This is a genomic window from Pseudoalteromonas sp. ABE4_541, assembly GCF_056312285.1.
On record NZ_JBSVEM010000004.1, the window covers coordinates 250944 to 269153 of the forward strand.

The following is an 18210-nucleotide window of genomic DNA, read 5'->3' on the forward strand; positions in this document are numbered from 1 at the left end:
AAATAGAGTTACGGCATGTCAAAACAAACTCTCCAGCTTCTCAGTCAAACATTTGCGATCCACAGTTTAGATCGCGATGCCAAGTTGCCTGAAAAAGTGGTTAATGCCGATATTTTCTTCATCGCTAAAACCCAAGATGAATTATCTATTGTTTGCCCTAGTAATATTGAAATTGATAGTTTTGCAGCCGAAGATAATTGGCGCGCTTTAGAGGTCATTGGCCCTTTGGGATTCTCGTTAACTGGCATTATGTCTAACATTTCAGGCGTTCTAGCCAAAGCAAATGTATCGATATTTTCAATTTCAACATACGACACAGATTATATATTGGTTAAACATCAACAAATTGATACTGCTGTTAAAGCCTTGAAAAAAGATGGGTATTTAGTTCTATAAATGATATTTTCGCCAACCATTGAATACGCCCCGATTACCACGATAAACAACTTGCTTATGCATTTAGCAAGCCCTTTCACAGGCAAAGTGCTGCCACTACATGTGCATCCTGAGTCTATATTCTCACAAGGTATGCTAGGACGTGGCATTTGCGTAGAAATGAGTAGTAACAAAGTCACTTCACCTGTCACAGGCCAGTTGGAACAAGTGCGACACAAAGGCTGTGAGTTTATCATTCTTGCTAATAATGGATTAAAATTGCTCGTCAATATTCAGTTGCCACAAGAGTACATGGCACTAGAAAGGCACCCAATTAACGCTTTCGGTAAAAAAGACATTGAGCAAGGTGAAGTTCTGGCATATTTCGATATTCCTAATGACACGCCAAAAGTTTTAGGCTCACTAGTTATCCTCAATGCGGACAGGCTTGGGCCATGTTATCATCCGCTAAAACAAGTGAATGCGGGCCAAGATCCGCTGATCACAATTACGAAACAATCAATATTTTAAGGCCATAAATATGACCATCATGTACGGTATTCCAAACTGCGACACGATAAAAAAAGCGAAAAAGCTACTAGCAGATAACAACATAGAGTTCACTTTTCATGATTATCGAAAAGATGGCATCACTGAGAAGTTAATTGACACTTTTTGTGCTCAACTTGGCTGGGAAAATGTACTCAACAAACGCGGCACCACCTATCGCGCCTTAACAGATGAGCAAAAACAAAACTTAGATGAGCAAAGTGCAAAACAATACTTATTAGAATCACCGGCGATGATTAAGCGCCCTATTCTTTTGCACAATGACCAATATCATATCGGATTTAAAAAAGAGCAATATCAAGAGATTTTTGCTTTATGAGTAAACACGCGACTAGTGAAGTTGTGGCGCTGGCACAAGCCTTAATTAGAAAGGCGTCGGTAACTCCTGAGGACGCTGGCTGCCAAGCGGTGATGAATCGACGTTTAGCCGCTATCGGATTCAACATTGAAGAACACTTTTTCGTTGATACTTTGAATACTTGGGCAAGGAAAGGCACTGAGGGCCCTCACTTTTGCTTCGCAGGCCATACCGACGTTGTACCTACTGGTGATGAATCTGCATGGCAGTTTCCTCCTTTTGGTGCCACTATCAATGACGACATGTTGCACGGTCGAGGGGCGGCCGATATGAAAGGCTCATTAGCTGCTATGGTAGTAGCAACAGAGCGATTCGTAACAAAACATCCTGATCATCGTGGCTCCATCTCATTTTTAATCACCTCCGATGAAGAAGGCCCTTTTATCAATGGCACAACCAAAGTCGTCGATTTACTCGAAGCTCGAAATGAGAAAATAGATATGTGCTTGGTGGGTGAACCATCATCAAGGAATGTATTAGGCGATGTGGTGAAGAATGGACGTCGAGGGTCGCTCACCGGTCACTTGCGCGTGAAGGGCAAACAAGGTCATGTAGCGTACCCGCATTTAGCTGAAAACCCAATTCATAGGGCATCTCCCGCCCTCACAGAGTTGAGCGAAACGGTTTGGGACACTGGTAACGATTACTTCCCTGCGACGAGCTTTCAAATATCAAATATTCAAGGTGGCACAGGTGCTGGCAATGTCATTCCAGGCACACTTTATGTGCAATTTAACTTTCGTTTCAGTACCGAAGTAACCGCAGACGAGTTAAAAGAACGTGTCAATCAAATTCTAAAAGCTCATCAGTTAGACTATGAGCTTGAGTGGATCTTAAACGGCTTACCATTTCTAACCGAGCCAGGCCCCCTACTCGATGTCACTTTGGCAGCGATAGAAGAAGTTACTGGCGTGATCAGCACACCAGAAACATCTGGAGGAACCTCTGATGGGCGATTTATCGCTCAAACCGGCTGTAAAGTGATTGAACTTGGGCCCATAAATGCCACTATTCATCAGGTGGACGAATGTGTCAGCATAAGTGATCTCGAAAACTTAGCCTTGATATATGAACGTATTTTGGAAAAACTTCTGACATAGGAAATATATGACACTGTCTAAGATAGCCTGTGGGTTAGATGACTCTCATTTAATTAGATGGCAACAACATGCTATTCACAATGAAGTGGCGAATGATCTAAATGCGCTAAAAGATGAAGCTGATAAGGCTGGTTTCGAACTAACTGTTGCATCAGCCTATCGAGGCTTTGACCGCCAAGCATCGATTTGGAACAATAAGTTCCAAGGCTTACGCCCAGTATTTGACTTGCAAGGTAATCAAGTCGATTTGTCAGCACTGGCCGATTTAGATAAGTGTCGCGCCATTATGCTCTTTTCGGCCATACCAGGTGGTAGCAGACACCACTTTGGAACTGATCTAGATATATACGCAAGTAACTGTTTAGCAGTTGATCAAAAACTACAGCTTGAACCTTGGGAATACCAAACTGGAGGTCCATTTTTTGAGTTTAACGAGTGGCTTGATGAAAACATGTCAAACTACGGTTTTTTTAAACCATATCGACATTACAATGGTGGTGTTGCAAAAGAGCCATGGCACATCAGTCATTTAAATATCTCGTCTAAACTTGCCGAGCAACAAACCATCTCAAGCATTGCGCATGCACTATCGGAGCATGATGTTTGCGGAAAAAATAGCTTGCTAAAAGAACTACCAGAACTTTACCAACAGTTCATAGCAAACATTTGTGAACCATAAAAAATCAAGGCGCAGAGCTATTCTACGCCTTCTTTTGAGCGATTAACCTTGTCGGTAACCATCAAAAAACCTTTGCATGCGTACCATTGCTGGGTCTAATTCATCTTTATGAGGTAAAAAAACCAGCCTAAAATGGTCAGGTTCAGGCCAGTTGAACGCTCGCCCATGTACAAGCAAGATTTTTTCTTGCTTTAGTAGGTCTAACATCATTTTTTCATCATTTTTGACGTTAAACTTTTCCGTGTCTATTTTTGCAAAGGCGTATAAAGCCCCTTTAGGTTTTACACACGATACACCGTCTATATTATTTAATCCGTGATACGCAATATTACGCTGTTCATACAACCGCCCGCCAGGCTCGATAAGTGCATCTATGGACTGCACACCTCCAAGCGCTTGCTGAATAGCAAATTGCGCTGGTACATTGGCACACAAACGCATTGATGCGAGCATATCTAGCCCCGTTGCTAAATCACTCATGGCGCTGACCTTACCACTTAAGATCATCCAGCCCATGCGCAACCCCGCAGCTCGGTAAGTTTTCGCTAAGCCGTTAAAGGTGATCACAGGAAGATCATCGCACATTGCAGCGATAGAAGTATGCTCAGCCCCATCATAAAGAATTTTTTCGTATATTTCGTCACTCAACAACAATAGTTGGTGCTCTCTGGCTATATCGATAAGACCTTGTAACAGCGATTCATCATAGACCGCCCCTGTAGGGTTGTTTGGATTTATTAAAACCAGCGCTTTTGTCTTATTTGAAATTTTCTTGCGAATGTCATCTAAACAAGGAAACCAATCTTGCTGCTCGTCGCAGCGATAATGTACAGGTGTACCACCAGCTAACTTAACCGACGCCGTCCAAAGTGGGTAATCTGGTGCAGGGATCAACACTTCATCGCCATTGTTTAGCAATGCTTGAGTTGTCATTTGAATTAATTCACTGACGCCATTACCAATATAGATATTGTCTACACTGATATTTGGTAAAGATTTTTGTTGATAATGCTGATATACAGCGACGCGAGCAGAATATAGGCCCTTAGAATCACAGTACCCTTGCGCGGCATATAAATTACGGATAATGTCTCGGTGCATATCTTCTGGCATATCAAAGCCAAAGGCTGCTGGATTTCCTATATTGAGTTTAAGAACTTTTTGCCCATCTTCTTCCATTTTTTTAGCTTGAGTAAGAACTGGACCACGTATGTCATAACATACGCCATGTAGTTTATTGCTTTTTGTAATTTTTGACATTTATCCCCCCATTTACAACGCCTAGCATAGCCCAAACCAGTAGTTAAAAACAAAGGGATTATTCGATAGATTTGATATATTTAGTTATTATTATGCGGACGCTAGCCAGTCCATTAATTCCTGTTTTGAGCCAACAACTTGCTCAGCAATTTGAGCGATATTTTGAGACACAATGTCTTCATCACCATTAACCAAACCGAGCTCTATCGCACGAGCAGTATTGCTTAAACTGGTAGCCCCAAATTGTGCAGCATTTGACTTCAAACTATGGGCATGGCGAATTGCTTCCTGCTTATCGGAATGCAGGGCAAGTTTTAAATCATTTTCCAATCGTTCAAACTCGCTGCAGCAGAAGACCAGCGTATCTTCAAATTGCTCACCAAGCAAAGATTGCATATTTTCAAGTGCGCTTGTATCTATGCTTACAGTCATAAAATTCCCTTCTAACGGTCATGATAACTAATGCTAGACAATTCGAGCCTGGTTAGCAAAACATTTTGATATTTATGATAAGATTTAGCCTTAAGTTGTTATAGCAAAATTAGACATGAAAAGAAATTGCTGTTCAAAATGCCATTACCCGAATGTTACCTGTGTATGCAGTTACCTTGACGATAAAATTGTAAACCAAACAAAGGTGCTTGTTTTGCAGCACCCTGATGAAGCCAACTTAGCTAAAAACACCGCGCGACTATTAGCACTCCTATTAAACAACATCAATATTGTGGTAGGCGAATCTGAGGCCGATTTTCAAGAAATTAAGCACTCATTGGCAAATACACATTGTGCTATTCTCTATCCCTGCGAAAAAGCACTTACTGTAGAACAAGCAAAACAAAACTTGAAACCGCTCGATACCCTTATCGTCATTGATGGTACCTGGAAAAAGGCGAACAAGATTATCGCGCTCAACCCTTGGTTGCTGGAATTTCCTGCGCTAACTTTTAGCCATGTACCAACCAATCAATATCGCATTCGCAAAGCAGAACAAAGCTATAGTTTATCCACCCTAGAAGCCGTCGGGCTATTTTTAGCACAATTTGAAAGCCTCGATCAAACTCCATTACTCACACTGCTTAATGGCATGATTGAACAACAGACTAAGCTGATGCCTGAGCATGTAAAAAGCCGATATTTTCCATGAATCGCATTCCCCGTCTAACTGACCGTTTTACTCGCCATGGTCCAGATTATCGATTTGGCGATCAGGTGGATTATCAAGAAATTAAACAAACCTTTGGCTTTAAAACCATGACCATTGGAAGCTGGGTTAATGACAAAGAAAAGTATATTAGCGCAAACTTAATTTATGATGCGCTTGCGGATCTCGCTCAAATTCTGTCAGTACCGCCGTCGGTCATTGGTCTCAATAACACATTAAACTTCGCATTTGGTACGGGTGGACAAAAAGGCGTGCAAGCACATTATGCCCCCTCAACAAGAACACTGGCGTTGGCAAAAAATGCGGGCGCAGGCGCGCTTGCACACGAATGGTGGCATGCGTTTGATCATTATATTTGCAAACACCTGTTTGATACCCCAAGCCCAATGAGTTTCGCCTCTAGCCTGTGGTTAGAAATACCAATTTATAATCATCATCCTCTCAACTTGTATCTAGATAGCTTTTTCAGCACAGCTTTTTTAAGCGAAGATGGTAAGCGCCCTAGTCACTACTTTGAAAATGCCAAACAACTCGATAAACAACACGGTTCATTTTATTTTAGCCGACCTCAGGAAATGACTGCCAGAGCATTTGAAGCCTGTATCTTTTACAATGATAATATTAGTAATGACTACTTGGTAAACGGTATTCACAACAGCCCTCTTCAGCATGGCGGTGGCTTTCCTTCCCCCGAAACAATACATACGTTATCTAAAAGTATATTTAGCTACTTTTTTTCTTTGGGTAAGGCGCTGCAATGCAGATAGAGCTCGAATATTGGCGCCAGCATGAAAAATGGTAAACCAGTGAAAAAATGGAGACAATAAAGAGAACCAACACAGTTGCGTTTTATCATATCTAATTAGTACAAAATTACCATTCCGCTACCGCGTCCTGCTATCGCCAAGGTACCTACATCAAAATAGGCTAGGTAAGAATTTCGTTCTTTAGTTGTTCTAAATGAGAAATTTTTAACGCCGCTATCATCAGGTTTAATTCCCCTGAATGATTAAGTGTTATTGTGGATTGGTATTAGAGAGCACTACACTAAAAACCGCTTCGCTTCGTCACTTTGACTTGCTTGATATAACCAAGGTAAATACTCGTCAAACTCAAGCGGTTTGGAGATGAAATACCCTTGTGCATAATCAACACCGTAATGCTGAAGCCTAGTAAAGCACTCTAAACTCTCAACACCCTCAGCAACCACTTTACACCCTAAACTATGCGCCATGTCCGTCATCGCTTTAGTGATGCTTTGATTGCTACTAGAACTTTCTATATCCATGACAAACTGTTTATCAATTTTAAGCTCATCAAATCCAAGGTAACTTAAATATGCCAATGACGAATAACCCGTACCAAAGTCATCAATTGCGAGCTTTACACCAACACTTTTATAGTCATCTAAAACACTCTTTAACTTGTGTTGATTCGCTATCGTTACAGACTCAGTTACTTCAATCATAATTTGTGAAGGATTGAGGTTTAGCTCATTGACCAATGTAATTAGATGTACCAAAAGCTCTTTCCTGGCTAAATCCTTTCCAGATATGTTGAGTGATAAAACATGTCCTGGATACTGTTCTACAATGCGCTTTTGATAATTAAGCCCTTTTAATAAAACCATCTCCGTCAGTAAGTGGATAAGCCCTGAAGACTCTGCAATTGGTATAAACTCATCTGGAGGTACTTGCCCAAATTCTGGATGAAACCAGCGTAATAGCCCCTCTGAACCATGTACTTTACCTGTATTTAAGTTCACTTGTGGCTGCAAATATAGGGCAAAACCGTCGTTATCCAACGCGTCTTTTAACCCCGAAGCCAAGCGCATTTTCCGCTGAGAGATGACCGAATTAGCCAAATCAAATATTTGCCATCGTTCATTGAGCGTAGACTTACTCGAGAGCGCCAGTAGAGCTCTTTGAATTAAGCAGTCCACCGTTTTGGCGTGTATTGGTGAATTAGCTACACCAATTTCAATTTCGTCAATTAATCGAGTGCCTTTGTAAAGAATGCCTTCTTCAAAAACAGACGACAATATACAAGCATACTGCTCTACCTGACTAAGAGAGAGCTTTCCGTGTAAAATAATGGCAAATGTACTGTCATCTAGACGAAAAATTTCTGTCTTTTCGTTTTGCTCATCGACTGTATATGCCGCATACCTCTCTAATTGCACTGCAAGTCGTTCAAATAAACTTTTCAAGTGCCTATTTGCTTGCTCAGTACCTAAGTTCAAACGGATAGTTTTAATCACAAACGGTTTGAACAACAGCAAAGTATGGTGCGCGTTTTTATGTAACAGAGATTCAAGATATTGATTCAGTGAGAAGCGGTTAGCCAACCCAGTATCAGGGTCGTGTAGGCTATAAAAGACAAAAGCTTCTTTTTGTCTTTTATCTCGCGCATAAACGCTAAAAGCCAACAAAGTTACATGACTCATAATCGCCAGCTTACTTGTGCCAATTAAGCTGCCATTGGTCACGAACCCAAACTGCATGCATATCCAAACAATACCTAACACAAACATGGGCGCCCAAGCGGCTGCAACAATCAGCGATTCATGGGGATAATCTTGTTTGCAATGTCTGTAAGTCATTGCCATCAAGGCAATTGTCAAAATCGATGCCAGCGCCTGAAATTGTATCGACAAGGGTGTATAAAAACCAAATGAAAACAAGACTGAAAGCATGAGCAGCGCCGCACTTACTTTAATAACTTGATTAAGCTTTTTCTTGCTGTTAGCCACGGCAAAAAACTGTTGATGATAGAATAGCCCCATCACACAAGCAATAACTAGCCAAGTACCATTGAAATGCGAGAGAAACTGAGCAATTATCTGTGGTAGGTAATAGTAGATAGAACCACTGTTTGTACTGCATTCAATGGTTAGAAAACCTATGTATGCCGCTAAAATGACTAAATACTTTCTTTTGCTAATAACACCAGTCACTAAAAAAATTAACGAGAAAAAGTACAGTAAGCCAAGTTCTACACCATACCAAAATAATTTTTGTTCGCTGTGAGAAGTAAAATCTTGTTGTGTTTGAGTTAAATAGTCAAATTTAACCTGATAAGGTACAAATATATTAATGTAAACCTGTGTATCGGATGCATTGGTTGGATACCAAATGTGAGGGTATATACTTTGTAATTTACTTGGCGCGCTATTATCACTGGCAACTTTGACCTCTTTTACCACTAAGTTATTTTGCACAAGATAGAACACAATTTGGCTGTCAATGGGTTTATCGAGGTAAATTGCTTGCTTTTGCCCCTCAGACAATGTGTTAGATACGTCAATTTTTAGCCATGTGGATACCAGCTTTTGTGCTATGGGTAACTGACCAGTTAGCGTGTTGAATTCCACTTTTCTTGCTAACAATTCTTCAATCGTTACCTGATTACTAACATCTGAATAGATAGCGCTTGATGCCGCATTACACACACAACTCAAAAGCAGCATATATGATATTAATAATGAATGGACCACACGGGCGATACACATCTCGACTCCTTGAACAGCATCATAATAAAAGCACTTAGCCAATATTGAGTATGGAAGCTTTATTTGGTATTGCCAGAAGTTCTAAGAATTTAATAATGAGAGAAGACGCGGTGTAGACTCGCTACACCGCTTTGCTGAGCGTTAGTCGTTATTATTGTCAGCACTTATTCGGCTGGCAACCGCACTGTTTTGGCCTTTATATTTCGCATCTGTTCTGACATTGTAAGGCTTTTGCGCTTCACTGGTCATAGTTTCAAAACTCAGTGCCCCTATTTTCATTTTGGGACGCAAAGCTAAAGGCAATTTACCCGAATTGTAAAACTCTAATACAATATTGCCTGACCAACCGGGATCTATGCGGTGTGCGGTTACGTGTACCATCAAACCTAAACGTGCAAGCGACGAACGTCCATCAAGCCAGCCAACCAAGTCCGCTGGTAGCGTTACTGATTCATAGGTGATTGCCAGCGCTAATTGACCAGGGTGTAGAAAGAAAGCCTGTCCATCTTCTAGCACAATTTCATCACTCATGATCGATTCCATTGCCGCGTTAAGCTGGTCTTTTGGACCACTCAAGTCAACGTAAGGAGCCGCATGATCTTGGAATACTCTAAATTTATTACCAAGCCTTAAATCAACGGTAATCCCAGAGATCATCTCGTCACTCGGTGGTGGTTCAATGTTAATTTTATTCTCGTTGAGTGCTTGTTTTATATGTGTATCTGATAATCTCATTGACTAGTCATCCGTAATAACAATATCGACTGCTGGCGACGATAATGTTTGATAATAAAGCATGCTACTGATTACTTGTGCACATGAAGTGTAATGTTCAAACATACTTGTGTTTTGTTCAGCAACACTGCGTCCTCGTTCAGACGCTTCTCTTATCTGAGTGTTTAAAGGAATTTCAGCCAACAGAGGAACGCCATGACGCATCGCCAATTGTTCTCCTCCATGCTGACCAAATAAATGATTTTTCTCGCCACAATGACCGCAAATAAAATGGCTCATGTTTTCAATTAACCCTAACAAAGGCAATTGCACTTGCTCAAACATCGCAATGCCCTTTTGCGCATCAGCAAGCGCCAAATCTTGTGGCGTTGTTACGATAAGCGCCCCGCTTGCTGGTACTTTCTGAGTCATAGTGAGTTGAATATCTCCAGTGCCTGGCGGCATATCAACGATGAGATAATCAAGCTCACCCCACTGGGTTTCATTTAATAACTGATTAAGCGCTTGAGATGCCATCGGCCCTCGCCATACTGTTGCATTTTCAGCAGGGACTAAAAAGCCGATAGATTGAATTTTTATATGCTCTTTTACAATCGGGTTGAGAGTTTTGTTATCTTGCGTTGTGGGCTTTTCATCTTGTGCTGCAAATAATGAAGGAATTGACGGACCATAAATATCGGCATCTAGCACCCCGACCTTGGCACCCTCCTCAACCAAGGCATGAGCCAAGTTTACCGCTGTTGTTGACTTTCCTACCCCCCCTTTACCAGAAGCAACCAAAACAATGTGCTTTATCTTTTTGTATTTATAGGTTGCTGGCAGCTGCGTCAAAACCTCTACAGCTATGCGTTGGGCGCAATGTTGTGTCAAATAATCACTTAAAGCACCTTGTATATTTTTAGCTGCAAACGGTAATGTGATCTGCACAGTGATGCCCTCTTCGGACTGACTAATTTTACTCACCCATTGCGCTTCAATGCCGAGCGGAAAAACACTGCTTTTGTAGTTTGCAAGTTCTTTGAAAATGATCTCTTCTAAGGAGTTCTTTTTTTTAAAAAGCTTATCAAGGCCGAACATAGAAATAAAACGTGCTCTAGTGGTGAAAAAGGCCACGGAATTATGTAACATTCGGTTCATTAAAACCAGTCTATTGACGCTTTACACGTAAGTAAATAAACAGTGTGAGCTTTAACATAGCGTTTTGGCTGAAAAACAACCGCAGCCACGCGACAATCTTGGAAGAGTTATGACTAAGAGAAAAATTCTCATTACTAGCGCATTACCGTATGCAAATGGACCTACTCACTTAGGTCACATGCTGGAATATATCCAAACTGACATTTGGTCTCGTTTCCAAAAGCTTCGTGGCCATGAAACTTATTATGTTTGTGCCGATGATGCCCACGGCACGCCAATCATGCTGAATGCGCAAAAACAAGGTATAACGCCTGAAGAGATGGTTAAGAACGTGAGCATCGAGCGTCAACGTGATTTTGCTGACTTTAATGTCCAGTTTGACAACTATCACAGTACTCATAGTGACGAAAATAAAGAACTTAGCGCTCTTATTTACAACCGTTTAAATGACAAGGGTCATATAAAAAAGCGTACTATCTCTCAGTTGTTTGACCCAGAAAAGAGCATTTTCTTGCCAGACCGATTCGTCACAGGTACTTGCCCAACTTGTAACGCGGAAGATCAAAACGGTGACAGCTGTGATGCATGTGGTGCAACCTACAGCCCAACTGAACTAAAAGACCCTCGTTCAGTGATGTCAGGTGCAACACCTGTGCTTAAAGACTCTGAGCACTTTTTCTTTGATTTGCCTGCGTTTGAAGACATGTTGAAAGAGTGGCTACACTCAGGTTCTTTGCAGGCTGAAATGGCTAACAAACTAGAAGAATGGTTTGCAGAAGGGCTGCAACAGTGGGACATCAGCCGTGATGCACCTTATTTTGGCTTTGAGATCCCTGGCGCACCAGGGAAATACTTCTATGTGTGGCTTGATGCACCGATTGGATACATGGCCAGCTTCAAAAACTTCTGTGACAAACAGGGTGTTGACTTTGATGCATTCTGGGGTGAAGGTTCAGACGCTGAGCTTTATCATTTTATCGGTAAAGACATTATTTATTTCCACAGCCTATTTTGGCCTGCAATGTTAGACGGCGCAAACTTCAGAAAGCCAACCAATGTGTTTGCTCATGGCTTTGTTACAGTCAATGGCGCAAAAATGTCTAAATCAAAAGGCACCTTTATCAAAGCCCGTACATATTTAGACCATCTTGATCCAGAGTATTTACGTTATTACTTCGCGGCCAAACTAAATAGTGGCATCACGGACTTGGATTTAAATCTTGAAGACTTTGCACAGCGTGTAAACTCTGATCTTGTTGGTAAAGTAGTTAACATTGCATCTCGCTGTGCTGGATTCATCACCAAGAAGTTTGATGGTAAACTGAGCCAAACCATTATGGAACCGGCGCTGTTAGCAGAGTTCCAAAATGCTTCCGATGCCATTGCTGAACATTATGAGAACCGTGAATATAGTCGAGCCATTCGCGAGATCATGGCGTTAGCCGATAAAGCCAACCAGTTTATAGATGCACAAGCACCTTGGGTATTGATCAAAAATGAAGACACACAAGAGCAAGCACACCAAGTATGTTCAATGGGTCTTAACTTATTCAAAGTGTTACTTACCTATTTGAAACCCGTGCTTCCAACGATGGCCGCTAATGTTGAGCAATTCTTAAAAACAGAACTCAGTTGGGAAAGTGCGAAAACGCCATTAATTGGTCATGAAATCGGTAAATTCAAAGCACTTATGCAACGCGTTGAAATGGATAAGGTGAACTTGATGGTTGAAGAGTCAAAAGAAAGCTTAGAAGCGGCTAACAAGCCAAAACTTGATCCAAACAGCCCACTTGCGAAAGAGCCTATCGCTGAGGAAATTGAATTCAACGACTTCGCAAAAGTGGACTTACGTGTAGCTCGTATCGCAAAAGCAGAACATGTGGAAGGTGCTGAGAAATTACTTAAGCTAACGCTAGACTTAGGCGGTGAAACTCGTCAAGTATTTGCTGGGATTAAATCTGCCTACGCGCCAGAAGATATCGAAGGCAAACTTACCGTGATGGTAGCAAACTTGAAACCTCGTAAAATGCGCTTCGGTATGTCTGAAGGTATGGTGTTGGCAGCAGGACCAGGTGGAAAAGAGATTTACATTCTAAACCCAGATGAGGGCTCAGAGCCTGGTATGCGAGTCATGTAAATTTAATAGATAAGGCCTCTCTGAGGCCTTTTTTATTGCCTGTTTCCAATTAGTTCCCTCCTTACCTGTATAAAACTACGTCAAATTATTACAAAGCAGCAAATATGTAATGCTTTGTTACATCTTTCCTACGTTAATAAACACCTAGACATATCTGTTCGTTTAATATTTGGATAGTGATATTGAGCAATGCTCGATTACAACAACATCAACAGTTGGAAGGAAGATTAACGTGGCTAGTAAAAAACAAATAATATTACCCATTGCAGTGCTCGTCGGTGGTATTGCAATTGCAGGTGCCTTTTCAGCAATGAAAGCCCCCCCTGAAGAAAAACCAGAACAAATTGTTCACCCTTTGGTAGAAGCAAGTCCAATTGTGATTGCACCAATGCAACTCAAGGTTGACTCTTATGGCATCGTAAAGCCTAAGTACAATACCGAGTTGATCGCACAAGTTAGCGGTCAGGTCATTTCCGTCTCAGAGCAGTTTGTTAAAGGTGGTTTTGTTAAGCAAGGCGACATTTTAGCCCGTATCGACCCCAACGACTATGAAGCAGCGTTGATAGAAGCCGAAGCCAACTTGGCTCGAGCAAGTTCAGCACTCGAAATAGAACAAGCGCAGGCCCATGTAGCAAAAACAGAGTGGCAGCGCATCAAAGACAACGCCAATGAGACCATTCCGTCAGAGCTTTATTTGCGTAAGCCACAGCTTGCAGAAAAGCTAGCAAGTTTTAGGGCGGCACAAGCGAGCGTAAAACGCGCAAAGCGCAACTTAGAACGAACCTATATAAAAGCACCTTATGATGCCATTGTTGCTGGTCGCTCTGTAAGTTTAGGCAGCGTGGTAGGTTCTGGAAGCACATTTGGCACACTTAACGCGGTGTCTGTTGCTGAAGTGCGCCTGCCTGTTGCTGATAATGAACTGCAATACTTAGTTAATGGTGGTATTAATGCTGACGTGACACTCACAGCACATGTTCACGGTAAACAAACACAGTGGACAGGTAAAATTGTACGCAGTGAAGGTGTAATTGATGAGCGTAGTCGCATGACTTACCTAGTTGCTCAAGTTGAACAACCTTACTCTGAACACGAACGAGCACTGCGTTTCGGTACATATCTAAACGCCTCGATCAACGGCAAAACGATACAAAACGCGGCGGCGGTGCCTCAACATTTAGTAAAGGATGGTCGCATTGCTATCTTAAACGCAGATAAAACACTCAGCTTTAAAAGTCTGAATGTGCTTCGAGAGCACAACGGTCAAACCATATTTCAAACTGATATGGAAACAGGCACACAACTTATTACCTCAGCTTTGCAGTATCCGACAGAGGGAATGCAATTACGACTAGATGGCGATACTGAGCAAATGGCCAACACACAGCTTGCGTTGAAAGAGGAATAAGATATGAGCGAACATCAAGAAAAAGGCATTATAGCCTGGTTTGCTCGCAACCCTGTTGCCGCAAATTTACTCATGATATTTATTTTGGTTGGGGGCTTACTTACTTCGTTTTCAATTAGAAAACAAATGTTCCCTCAATTTGAGAGCCATTGGTTAAGCGTACAAGCTGTATACCCAGGTGCCGCACCACAGGAGGTTGAAGAAGGTATCACCATCAAGGTCGAAGAAGCAATGGAAGGCCTCGAAGGTATCAAGCGACTCATTACCTACTCTAACCGAGGCTTTTCACAAACTTGGATTGAAGTGGAAGATCACTACGAACCACTGGTTGTGCTTGATGAAGTCAAAATGCAAATTGACTCAATTCCAAGCTTCCCAGTTGGGATGGAACGTCCAGTGGTTAGTTATGATAAATTCAAACAAGAAGTCATGTGGCTATCTCTAAACGGCGACCTTAGCAACAAAGATCTTAAAGAGCTAGGCAACACCATACATGATGAGATGCTTGCTTTACCTGGCATAAGCTTGGTTGAATTTCACAGTGGTCTTAACTACGAAATCGGGATTGAAGTCAGTCCAGACAAATTGCGCGAGTTTGGTTTAAGCTTCAGAGATATATCAAAGGCTGTGCAATCATTCTCGGCAAACATGTCAGCAGGGCAAATTCGATCAGAAAATGGTTACATCTCTATGCGTGTCGAAAACCAAGCCTACCGAGGCAATGAGTTTGCTAACCTGCCATTGATCACACTTGAAGACGGTGCTCAAATTCGTTTAGGCGATGTTGCAACAATTCATGATGGCTTTGAAGAAGGCTTACAATACTCTAAATATAATGGCAGAAACTCTTTAACTTTTGAGATTCAAGCATCAAAAGATCAAGATATCACTAAAGTTGCGACCACAATTAAAAATTACCTCGATGCACGTGCAAATACATTGCCTGCAGGTGTGGAAATAGAACCGCTAGTTGACCTCACTTATTACCTAAATGGTCGTCTGAACATGATGATTGAAAACATGATCTTAGGCGGTATTTTAGTTATGTTAATGCTCGCGCTTTTCTTACGCGTGAGACTGGCATTTTGGGTAATGATGGGTCTACCAGTGTCATTTCTTGGCGCATTTTTGATGATGCCAATCGGTGCCCTAGACATTACCATTAACTTGGCATCTTTATTTGCATTTATTCTAGTTCTGGGGATCGTGGTTGATGACGCGATTGTCGTAGGCGAATCCGCCCATGCTGAAATCGAAAAGCACGGTCATAGTTTAGATAACGTAGTACGAGGCGTAAAACGTGTGGCCATGCCCGCGACATTTGGTGTACTCACCACAGTGGCTGCGTTCTTACCACAAACATTTGCAACAGGTCCAGCAGCAGCGTTTTCTAAAGCAATCGGCGGCGTTATCATCCTGTGTTTGATATTCTCATTAATTGAGTCAAAGCTTATTCTGCCAGCCCACTTAGCAGGCATGAAAGATAAGCCAAGCAACCCGAACAATCCGTTTCATCGTTTACGCGAAAAACTCGATGGTGGTTTAAAACACTTTATCGGAAACTTATATCGTCCATTTATCGAACGCTGTATTCACTACCGTTACACTGTTTTCGTTAGCTTTTTAACCATTATCATCGTAACTGGTGGCTTGTTTGCTGGTGGACTTGTGAAGTTTGTTGCTAATCCTAAGATACCCCATGACTTTCCAGAAATTTCTATCGAAATGAATCTATCGTCATCGGAATCAGCAACGTTACAAACTGCGCAAAAAGTTGAAGCACTGATCTTAGAGGTAGATAAGCAAATTGAAGCTGAATACGGTAAAGGCATGGTACGAGATCTGTCTGTGAGTTTACGAGGCAGAACACGAGCCAACATCATGGCTATTTTAGTTGAACCAGATGAACGCCCTATCGATACGTTTGCTTTAAGTGCTCTGTGGCGTGAACAAATGCCACCACTGCCAGGTGTCAAAACGCTGAACATCCGCGACAGCATCATGGATGGGGGCCGCGACGATGGTGATATTAACTTCCGCTTAGAAGGCAAAGATAAAGATCAACTAAAAGAAGTGGCGAACAAATTAAGAGATAAACTGGCTAGCATTGAAGGCGTCGGTGATATCAACGACTCGACTCAAAGTGCCACAGACGAAGTACAACTTGAATTGAAACCACTTGCTTATAGCATGGGGCTTACATTAGCGGATATCGCATCACAAGTTAATTTCAGCTACTACGGTCTGGAAGCTCAACGTATCTTACGTGCTGGTGAAGAAATCAAAGTAATGATCCGCTACCCTGAAGAATATCGCAATTCAATCAGTGACATTCAAGATGTGCGCATCATGACACCGAATGGTGCTGAAGTTCCCCTCATTGAAGTTGCGAATGTAAAACTGGTTGATGGTGTGAACCGTATCCGTCGCGAAAACGCCAAGCGTACCGTGAATGTGTGGGCATCGGTTGATACTAACCAAGCTGAACCATTTAAAATCGCTGAAGAGATTCGTGACGAGTATTTACCATCGCTGTTGAAAAACTACCCTGGTGTTTCAAGCAACGTTGCTGGTCGTATTCAAGAAGAAATGGACAGTGTCGCCGAGCAAATCAGAGATTTCATGCTATCAATGATGATCATCTTTGCTCTACTAGCAATTCCATTACGCTCATACTCACAGCCAATCTTAATTATGTCGGTTATTCCTTTTGGTGTTGTAGGTGCGGTTATCGGTCACATTGTGATGGGTATGACAATGAGCAGTTTGTCTTTCTTCGGTATTATTGCCGTGGCCGGGGTCGTAGTAAATGATTCACTCGTTATGGTCGACTTTGTTAACAAAGCAAGAGCTGAAGGCATCGCGTTAAAACAGGCTGTTGTAGAAGCTGGTTGTAAACGTTTTAGAGCCATTTTACTTACCTCGTTGACGACTTTTATCGGACTAGTGCCCATCATTACAGAAACAAGTCTGCAAGCAAAAATAGTGATACCTATGGCTGTATCGCTTGCATTTGGGGTTCTATTTGCAACCGTCATCACACTGATCCTTATCCCATGTCAGTATGTCATGCTAGAAGACATCAAAGCATTGTTTAAAAAGTGGTTTAAATCTTCCAAACCACACTCAGCAGCAACAGAGCAACATTCATAATTCTACGGTATCTTCCCAACCAAAAAGCTCAGAGATATATCTGAGCTTTTTTTATATCTACTCATCCTAAAGCTTTACTTATTGCAATTTTGCTTACAAACTAAGATGTATCGACAACCATTGCTAATTATTATGAAACTAATCTACGCATTTTTAGTCTCATTGAGCCTGCTTTTGGTGGGTTGTGGTGAGCAAGATAAGCCAAGTGGTGACGAAGATACTCCTGGATATACAGCGACGATATTTTTTGACGCACTGTATAACAAAAATAATTTAAACCTTGCCCTAGAGCATGCTACACCTCGATTAGCTAGGATCATGCGCTCTTATGGTACAGCTTCTCAATTTACTCGAAACCTTGTTAACCTGCGCTTTGATGAAGTGACAATTGAAATAGATATGACCAATGCAAGCCTTCGCGAGCAATACGGGGACCATGCAAAAGTAAACCTCATATTTACAGGCTATTTTAATGGCGAAAAGGTTGATGACATGCGTAGCGTTAATATGCTCAAGAAAAAAGGCAAATGGTACATCGACAAAATTTTGGCCGACCCATTTGCCCGATAAAGTATTACGGCGTGTTGTTTGGTGTTTTTACACAAAAATAATAGCTCACAGAGCA

General features: G+C 41.7%; 16 protein-coding genes. 11 read left to right on the forward strand and 5 right to left on the reverse strand.

What is annotated here, in order from left to right:
- Window positions 1-15 precede the first annotated feature (15 nt).
- The 5 genes from ACW689_RS06180 to ACW689_RS06200 are packed head-to-tail and all read left to right on the forward strand — an operon-like array spanning window position 16 to window position 3082.
- Window positions 16-396 carry an ACT domain-containing protein gene (locus ACW689_RS06180; RefSeq protein ID WP_476289396.1) on the forward strand — a complete coding sequence of 127 codons (381 nt, stop codon included), beginning with the start codon at window positions 16-18 and terminating at the stop codon, window positions 394-396.
- The gene (locus ACW689_RS06185) at window positions 397-906 is read left to right on the forward strand and encodes a PTS glucose transporter subunit IIA (protein ID WP_476289398.1); all 510 of its coding nucleotides are present in this window, start codon (window positions 397-399) and stop codon (window positions 904-906) included.
- Window positions 907-916: 10 nt separating this feature from the next.
- A complete protein-coding gene (locus tag ACW689_RS06190; RefSeq protein ID WP_476289400.1) occupies window positions 917-1264 on the forward strand; it encodes an ArsC family reductase in 348 nt (115 codons plus the stop codon).
- Window positions 1261-2403 carry a succinyl-diaminopimelate desuccinylase gene (gene dapE, locus ACW689_RS06195; RefSeq protein ID WP_476289401.1) on the forward strand — a complete coding sequence of 381 codons (1143 nt, stop codon included), beginning with the start codon at window positions 1261-1263 and terminating at the stop codon, window positions 2401-2403. The genes ACW689_RS06190 and dapE overlap by 4 nt, the downstream gene beginning before the upstream one ends.
- 7 nt (window positions 2404-2410) lie before the next feature.
- Entirely contained in the window at window positions 2411-3082 is a 672-nt protein-coding gene (locus ACW689_RS06200) for a M15 family metallopeptidase (RefSeq protein WP_476289403.1), read from the forward strand.
- 42 nt (window positions 3083-3124) lie between these two features.
- Here ACW689_RS06200 and ACW689_RS06205 read toward each other — a convergent pair whose 3' ends face one another.
- The gene (locus ACW689_RS06205) at window positions 3125-4342 is read right to left on the reverse strand and encodes a pyridoxal phosphate-dependent aminotransferase (protein WP_476289405.1); all 1218 of its coding nucleotides are present in this window, start codon (window positions 4340-4342) and stop codon (window positions 3125-3127) included.
- A 90-nt stretch (window positions 4343-4432) separates the two neighbouring features.
- Complete coding sequence (locus tag ACW689_RS06210; RefSeq protein ID WP_476289407.1) at window positions 4433-4774, reverse strand: Hpt domain-containing protein; 342 nt, start codon at window positions 4772-4774, stop codon at window positions 4433-4435.
- Window positions 4775-4889: 115 nt separating this feature from the next.
- Between ACW689_RS06210 and ACW689_RS06215 the strand changes: the two genes are divergently transcribed.
- Window positions 4890-5486 (forward strand): tRNA-uridine aminocarboxypropyltransferase, encoded by a 597-nt coding sequence (locus tag ACW689_RS06215; RefSeq protein WP_476289409.1) that lies wholly within the window; start codon window positions 4890-4892, stop codon window positions 5484-5486.
- Complete coding sequence (locus ACW689_RS06220; RefSeq protein ID WP_476289411.1) at window positions 5483-6271, forward strand: CLCA_X family protein; 789 nt, start codon at window positions 5483-5485, stop codon at window positions 6269-6271. Before ACW689_RS06215 ends, ACW689_RS06220 begins: the two co-directional genes overlap by 4 nt.
- Before the next feature lie 275 nt (window positions 6272-6546).
- Here ACW689_RS06220 and ACW689_RS06225 read toward each other — a convergent pair whose 3' ends face one another.
- From ACW689_RS06225 to apbC, 3 genes are all read right to left on the reverse strand, one after another.
- Window positions 6547-9015 (reverse strand): EAL domain-containing protein, encoded by a 2469-nt coding sequence (locus ACW689_RS06225; RefSeq protein WP_476289413.1) that lies wholly within the window; start codon window positions 9013-9015, stop codon window positions 6547-6549.
- Window positions 9016-9156: 141 nt separating this feature from the next.
- Entirely contained in the window at window positions 9157-9750 is a 594-nt protein-coding gene (gene dcd / locus ACW689_RS06230; RefSeq protein ID WP_476289415.1) for a dCTP deaminase, read from the reverse strand.
- Between the two features lie 3 nt (window positions 9751-9753).
- Window positions 9754-10827, reverse strand: a complete 1074-nt coding sequence (apbC, locus tag ACW689_RS06235) for an iron-sulfur cluster carrier protein ApbC (RefSeq protein ID WP_476289455.1) — start codon at window positions 10825-10827, stop codon at window positions 9754-9756.
- Between the two features lie 169 nt (window positions 10828-10996).
- On the opposite strand from apbC, the gene metG reads away from it, so the two are divergent.
- From metG to ACW689_RS06255, 4 genes are all read left to right on the forward strand, one after another.
- On the forward strand, window positions 10997-13024 hold the full coding sequence (gene metG, locus ACW689_RS06240) for a methionine--tRNA ligase (protein WP_476289417.1): 2028 nt from the start codon (window positions 10997-10999) through the stop codon (window positions 13022-13024).
- A 232-nt stretch (window positions 13025-13256) separates the two neighbouring features.
- Entirely contained in the window at window positions 13257-14432 is a 1176-nt protein-coding gene (locus tag ACW689_RS06245; protein WP_476289419.1) for an efflux RND transporter periplasmic adaptor subunit, read from the forward strand.
- Between the two features lie 3 nt (window positions 14433-14435).
- Entirely contained in the window at window positions 14436-17585 is a 3150-nt protein-coding gene (locus ACW689_RS06250) for an efflux RND transporter permease subunit (RefSeq protein ID WP_476289421.1), read from the forward strand.
- 132 nt (window positions 17586-17717) lie between these two features.
- On the forward strand, window positions 17718-18155 hold the full coding sequence (locus ACW689_RS06255; protein ID WP_476289423.1) for a hypothetical protein: 438 nt from the start codon (window positions 17718-17720) through the stop codon (window positions 18153-18155).
- The last annotated feature ends 55 nt before the right edge of the window (window positions 18156-18210 follow it).

Excerpts from the sequence above, each read along its gene's own strand:
- ACW689_RS06180 (WP_476289396.1), top strand. The coding sequence starts at position 16 with ATGTCAAAACAAACTCTCCAGCTTCTCAGTCAAACATTTGCGATCCAC.
- ACW689_RS06185 (WP_476289398.1), top strand. The coding sequence starts at position 397 with ATGATATTTTCGCCAACCATTGAATACGCCCCGATTACCACGATAAAC.
- ACW689_RS06190 (WP_476289400.1), top strand. The coding sequence starts at position 917 with ATGACCATCATGTACGGTATTCCAAACTGCGACACGATAAAAAAAGCG.
- dapE (WP_476289401.1), top strand. The coding sequence starts at position 1,261 with ATGAGTAAACACGCGACTAGTGAAGTTGTGGCGCTGGCACAAGCCTTA.
- ACW689_RS06200 (WP_476289403.1), top strand. The coding sequence starts at position 2,411 with ATGACACTGTCTAAGATAGCCTGTGGGTTAGATGACTCTCATTTAATT.
- ACW689_RS06205 (WP_476289405.1), bottom strand. The coding sequence starts at position 4,342 with ATGTCAAAAATTACAAAAAGCAATAAACTACATGGCGTATGTTATGAC.
- ACW689_RS06210 (WP_476289407.1), bottom strand. The coding sequence starts at position 4,774 with ATGACTGTAAGCATAGATACAAGCGCACTTGAAAATATGCAATCTTTG.
- ACW689_RS06215 (WP_476289409.1), top strand. The coding sequence starts at position 4,890 with ATGAAAAGAAATTGCTGTTCAAAATGCCATTACCCGAATGTTACCTGT.
- ACW689_RS06220 (WP_476289411.1), top strand. The coding sequence starts at position 5,483 with ATGAATCGCATTCCCCGTCTAACTGACCGTTTTACTCGCCATGGTCCA.
- ACW689_RS06225 (WP_476289413.1), bottom strand. The coding sequence starts at position 9,015 with ATGTGTATCGCCCGTGTGGTCCATTCATTATTAATATCATATATGCTG.
- dcd (WP_476289415.1), bottom strand. The coding sequence starts at position 9,750 with ATGAGATTATCAGATACACATATAAAACAAGCACTCAACGAGAATAAA.
- apbC (WP_476289455.1), bottom strand. The coding sequence starts at position 10,827 with ATGTTCGGCCTTGATAAGCTTTTTAAAAAAAAGAACTCCTTAGAAGAG.
- metG (WP_476289417.1), top strand. The coding sequence starts at position 10,997 with ATGACTAAGAGAAAAATTCTCATTACTAGCGCATTACCGTATGCAAAT.
- ACW689_RS06250 (WP_476289421.1), top strand. The coding sequence starts at position 14,436 with ATGAGCGAACATCAAGAAAAAGGCATTATAGCCTGGTTTGCTCGCAAC.
- ACW689_RS06255 (WP_476289423.1), top strand. The coding sequence starts at position 17,718 with ATGAAACTAATCTACGCATTTTTAGTCTCATTGAGCCTGCTTTTGGTG.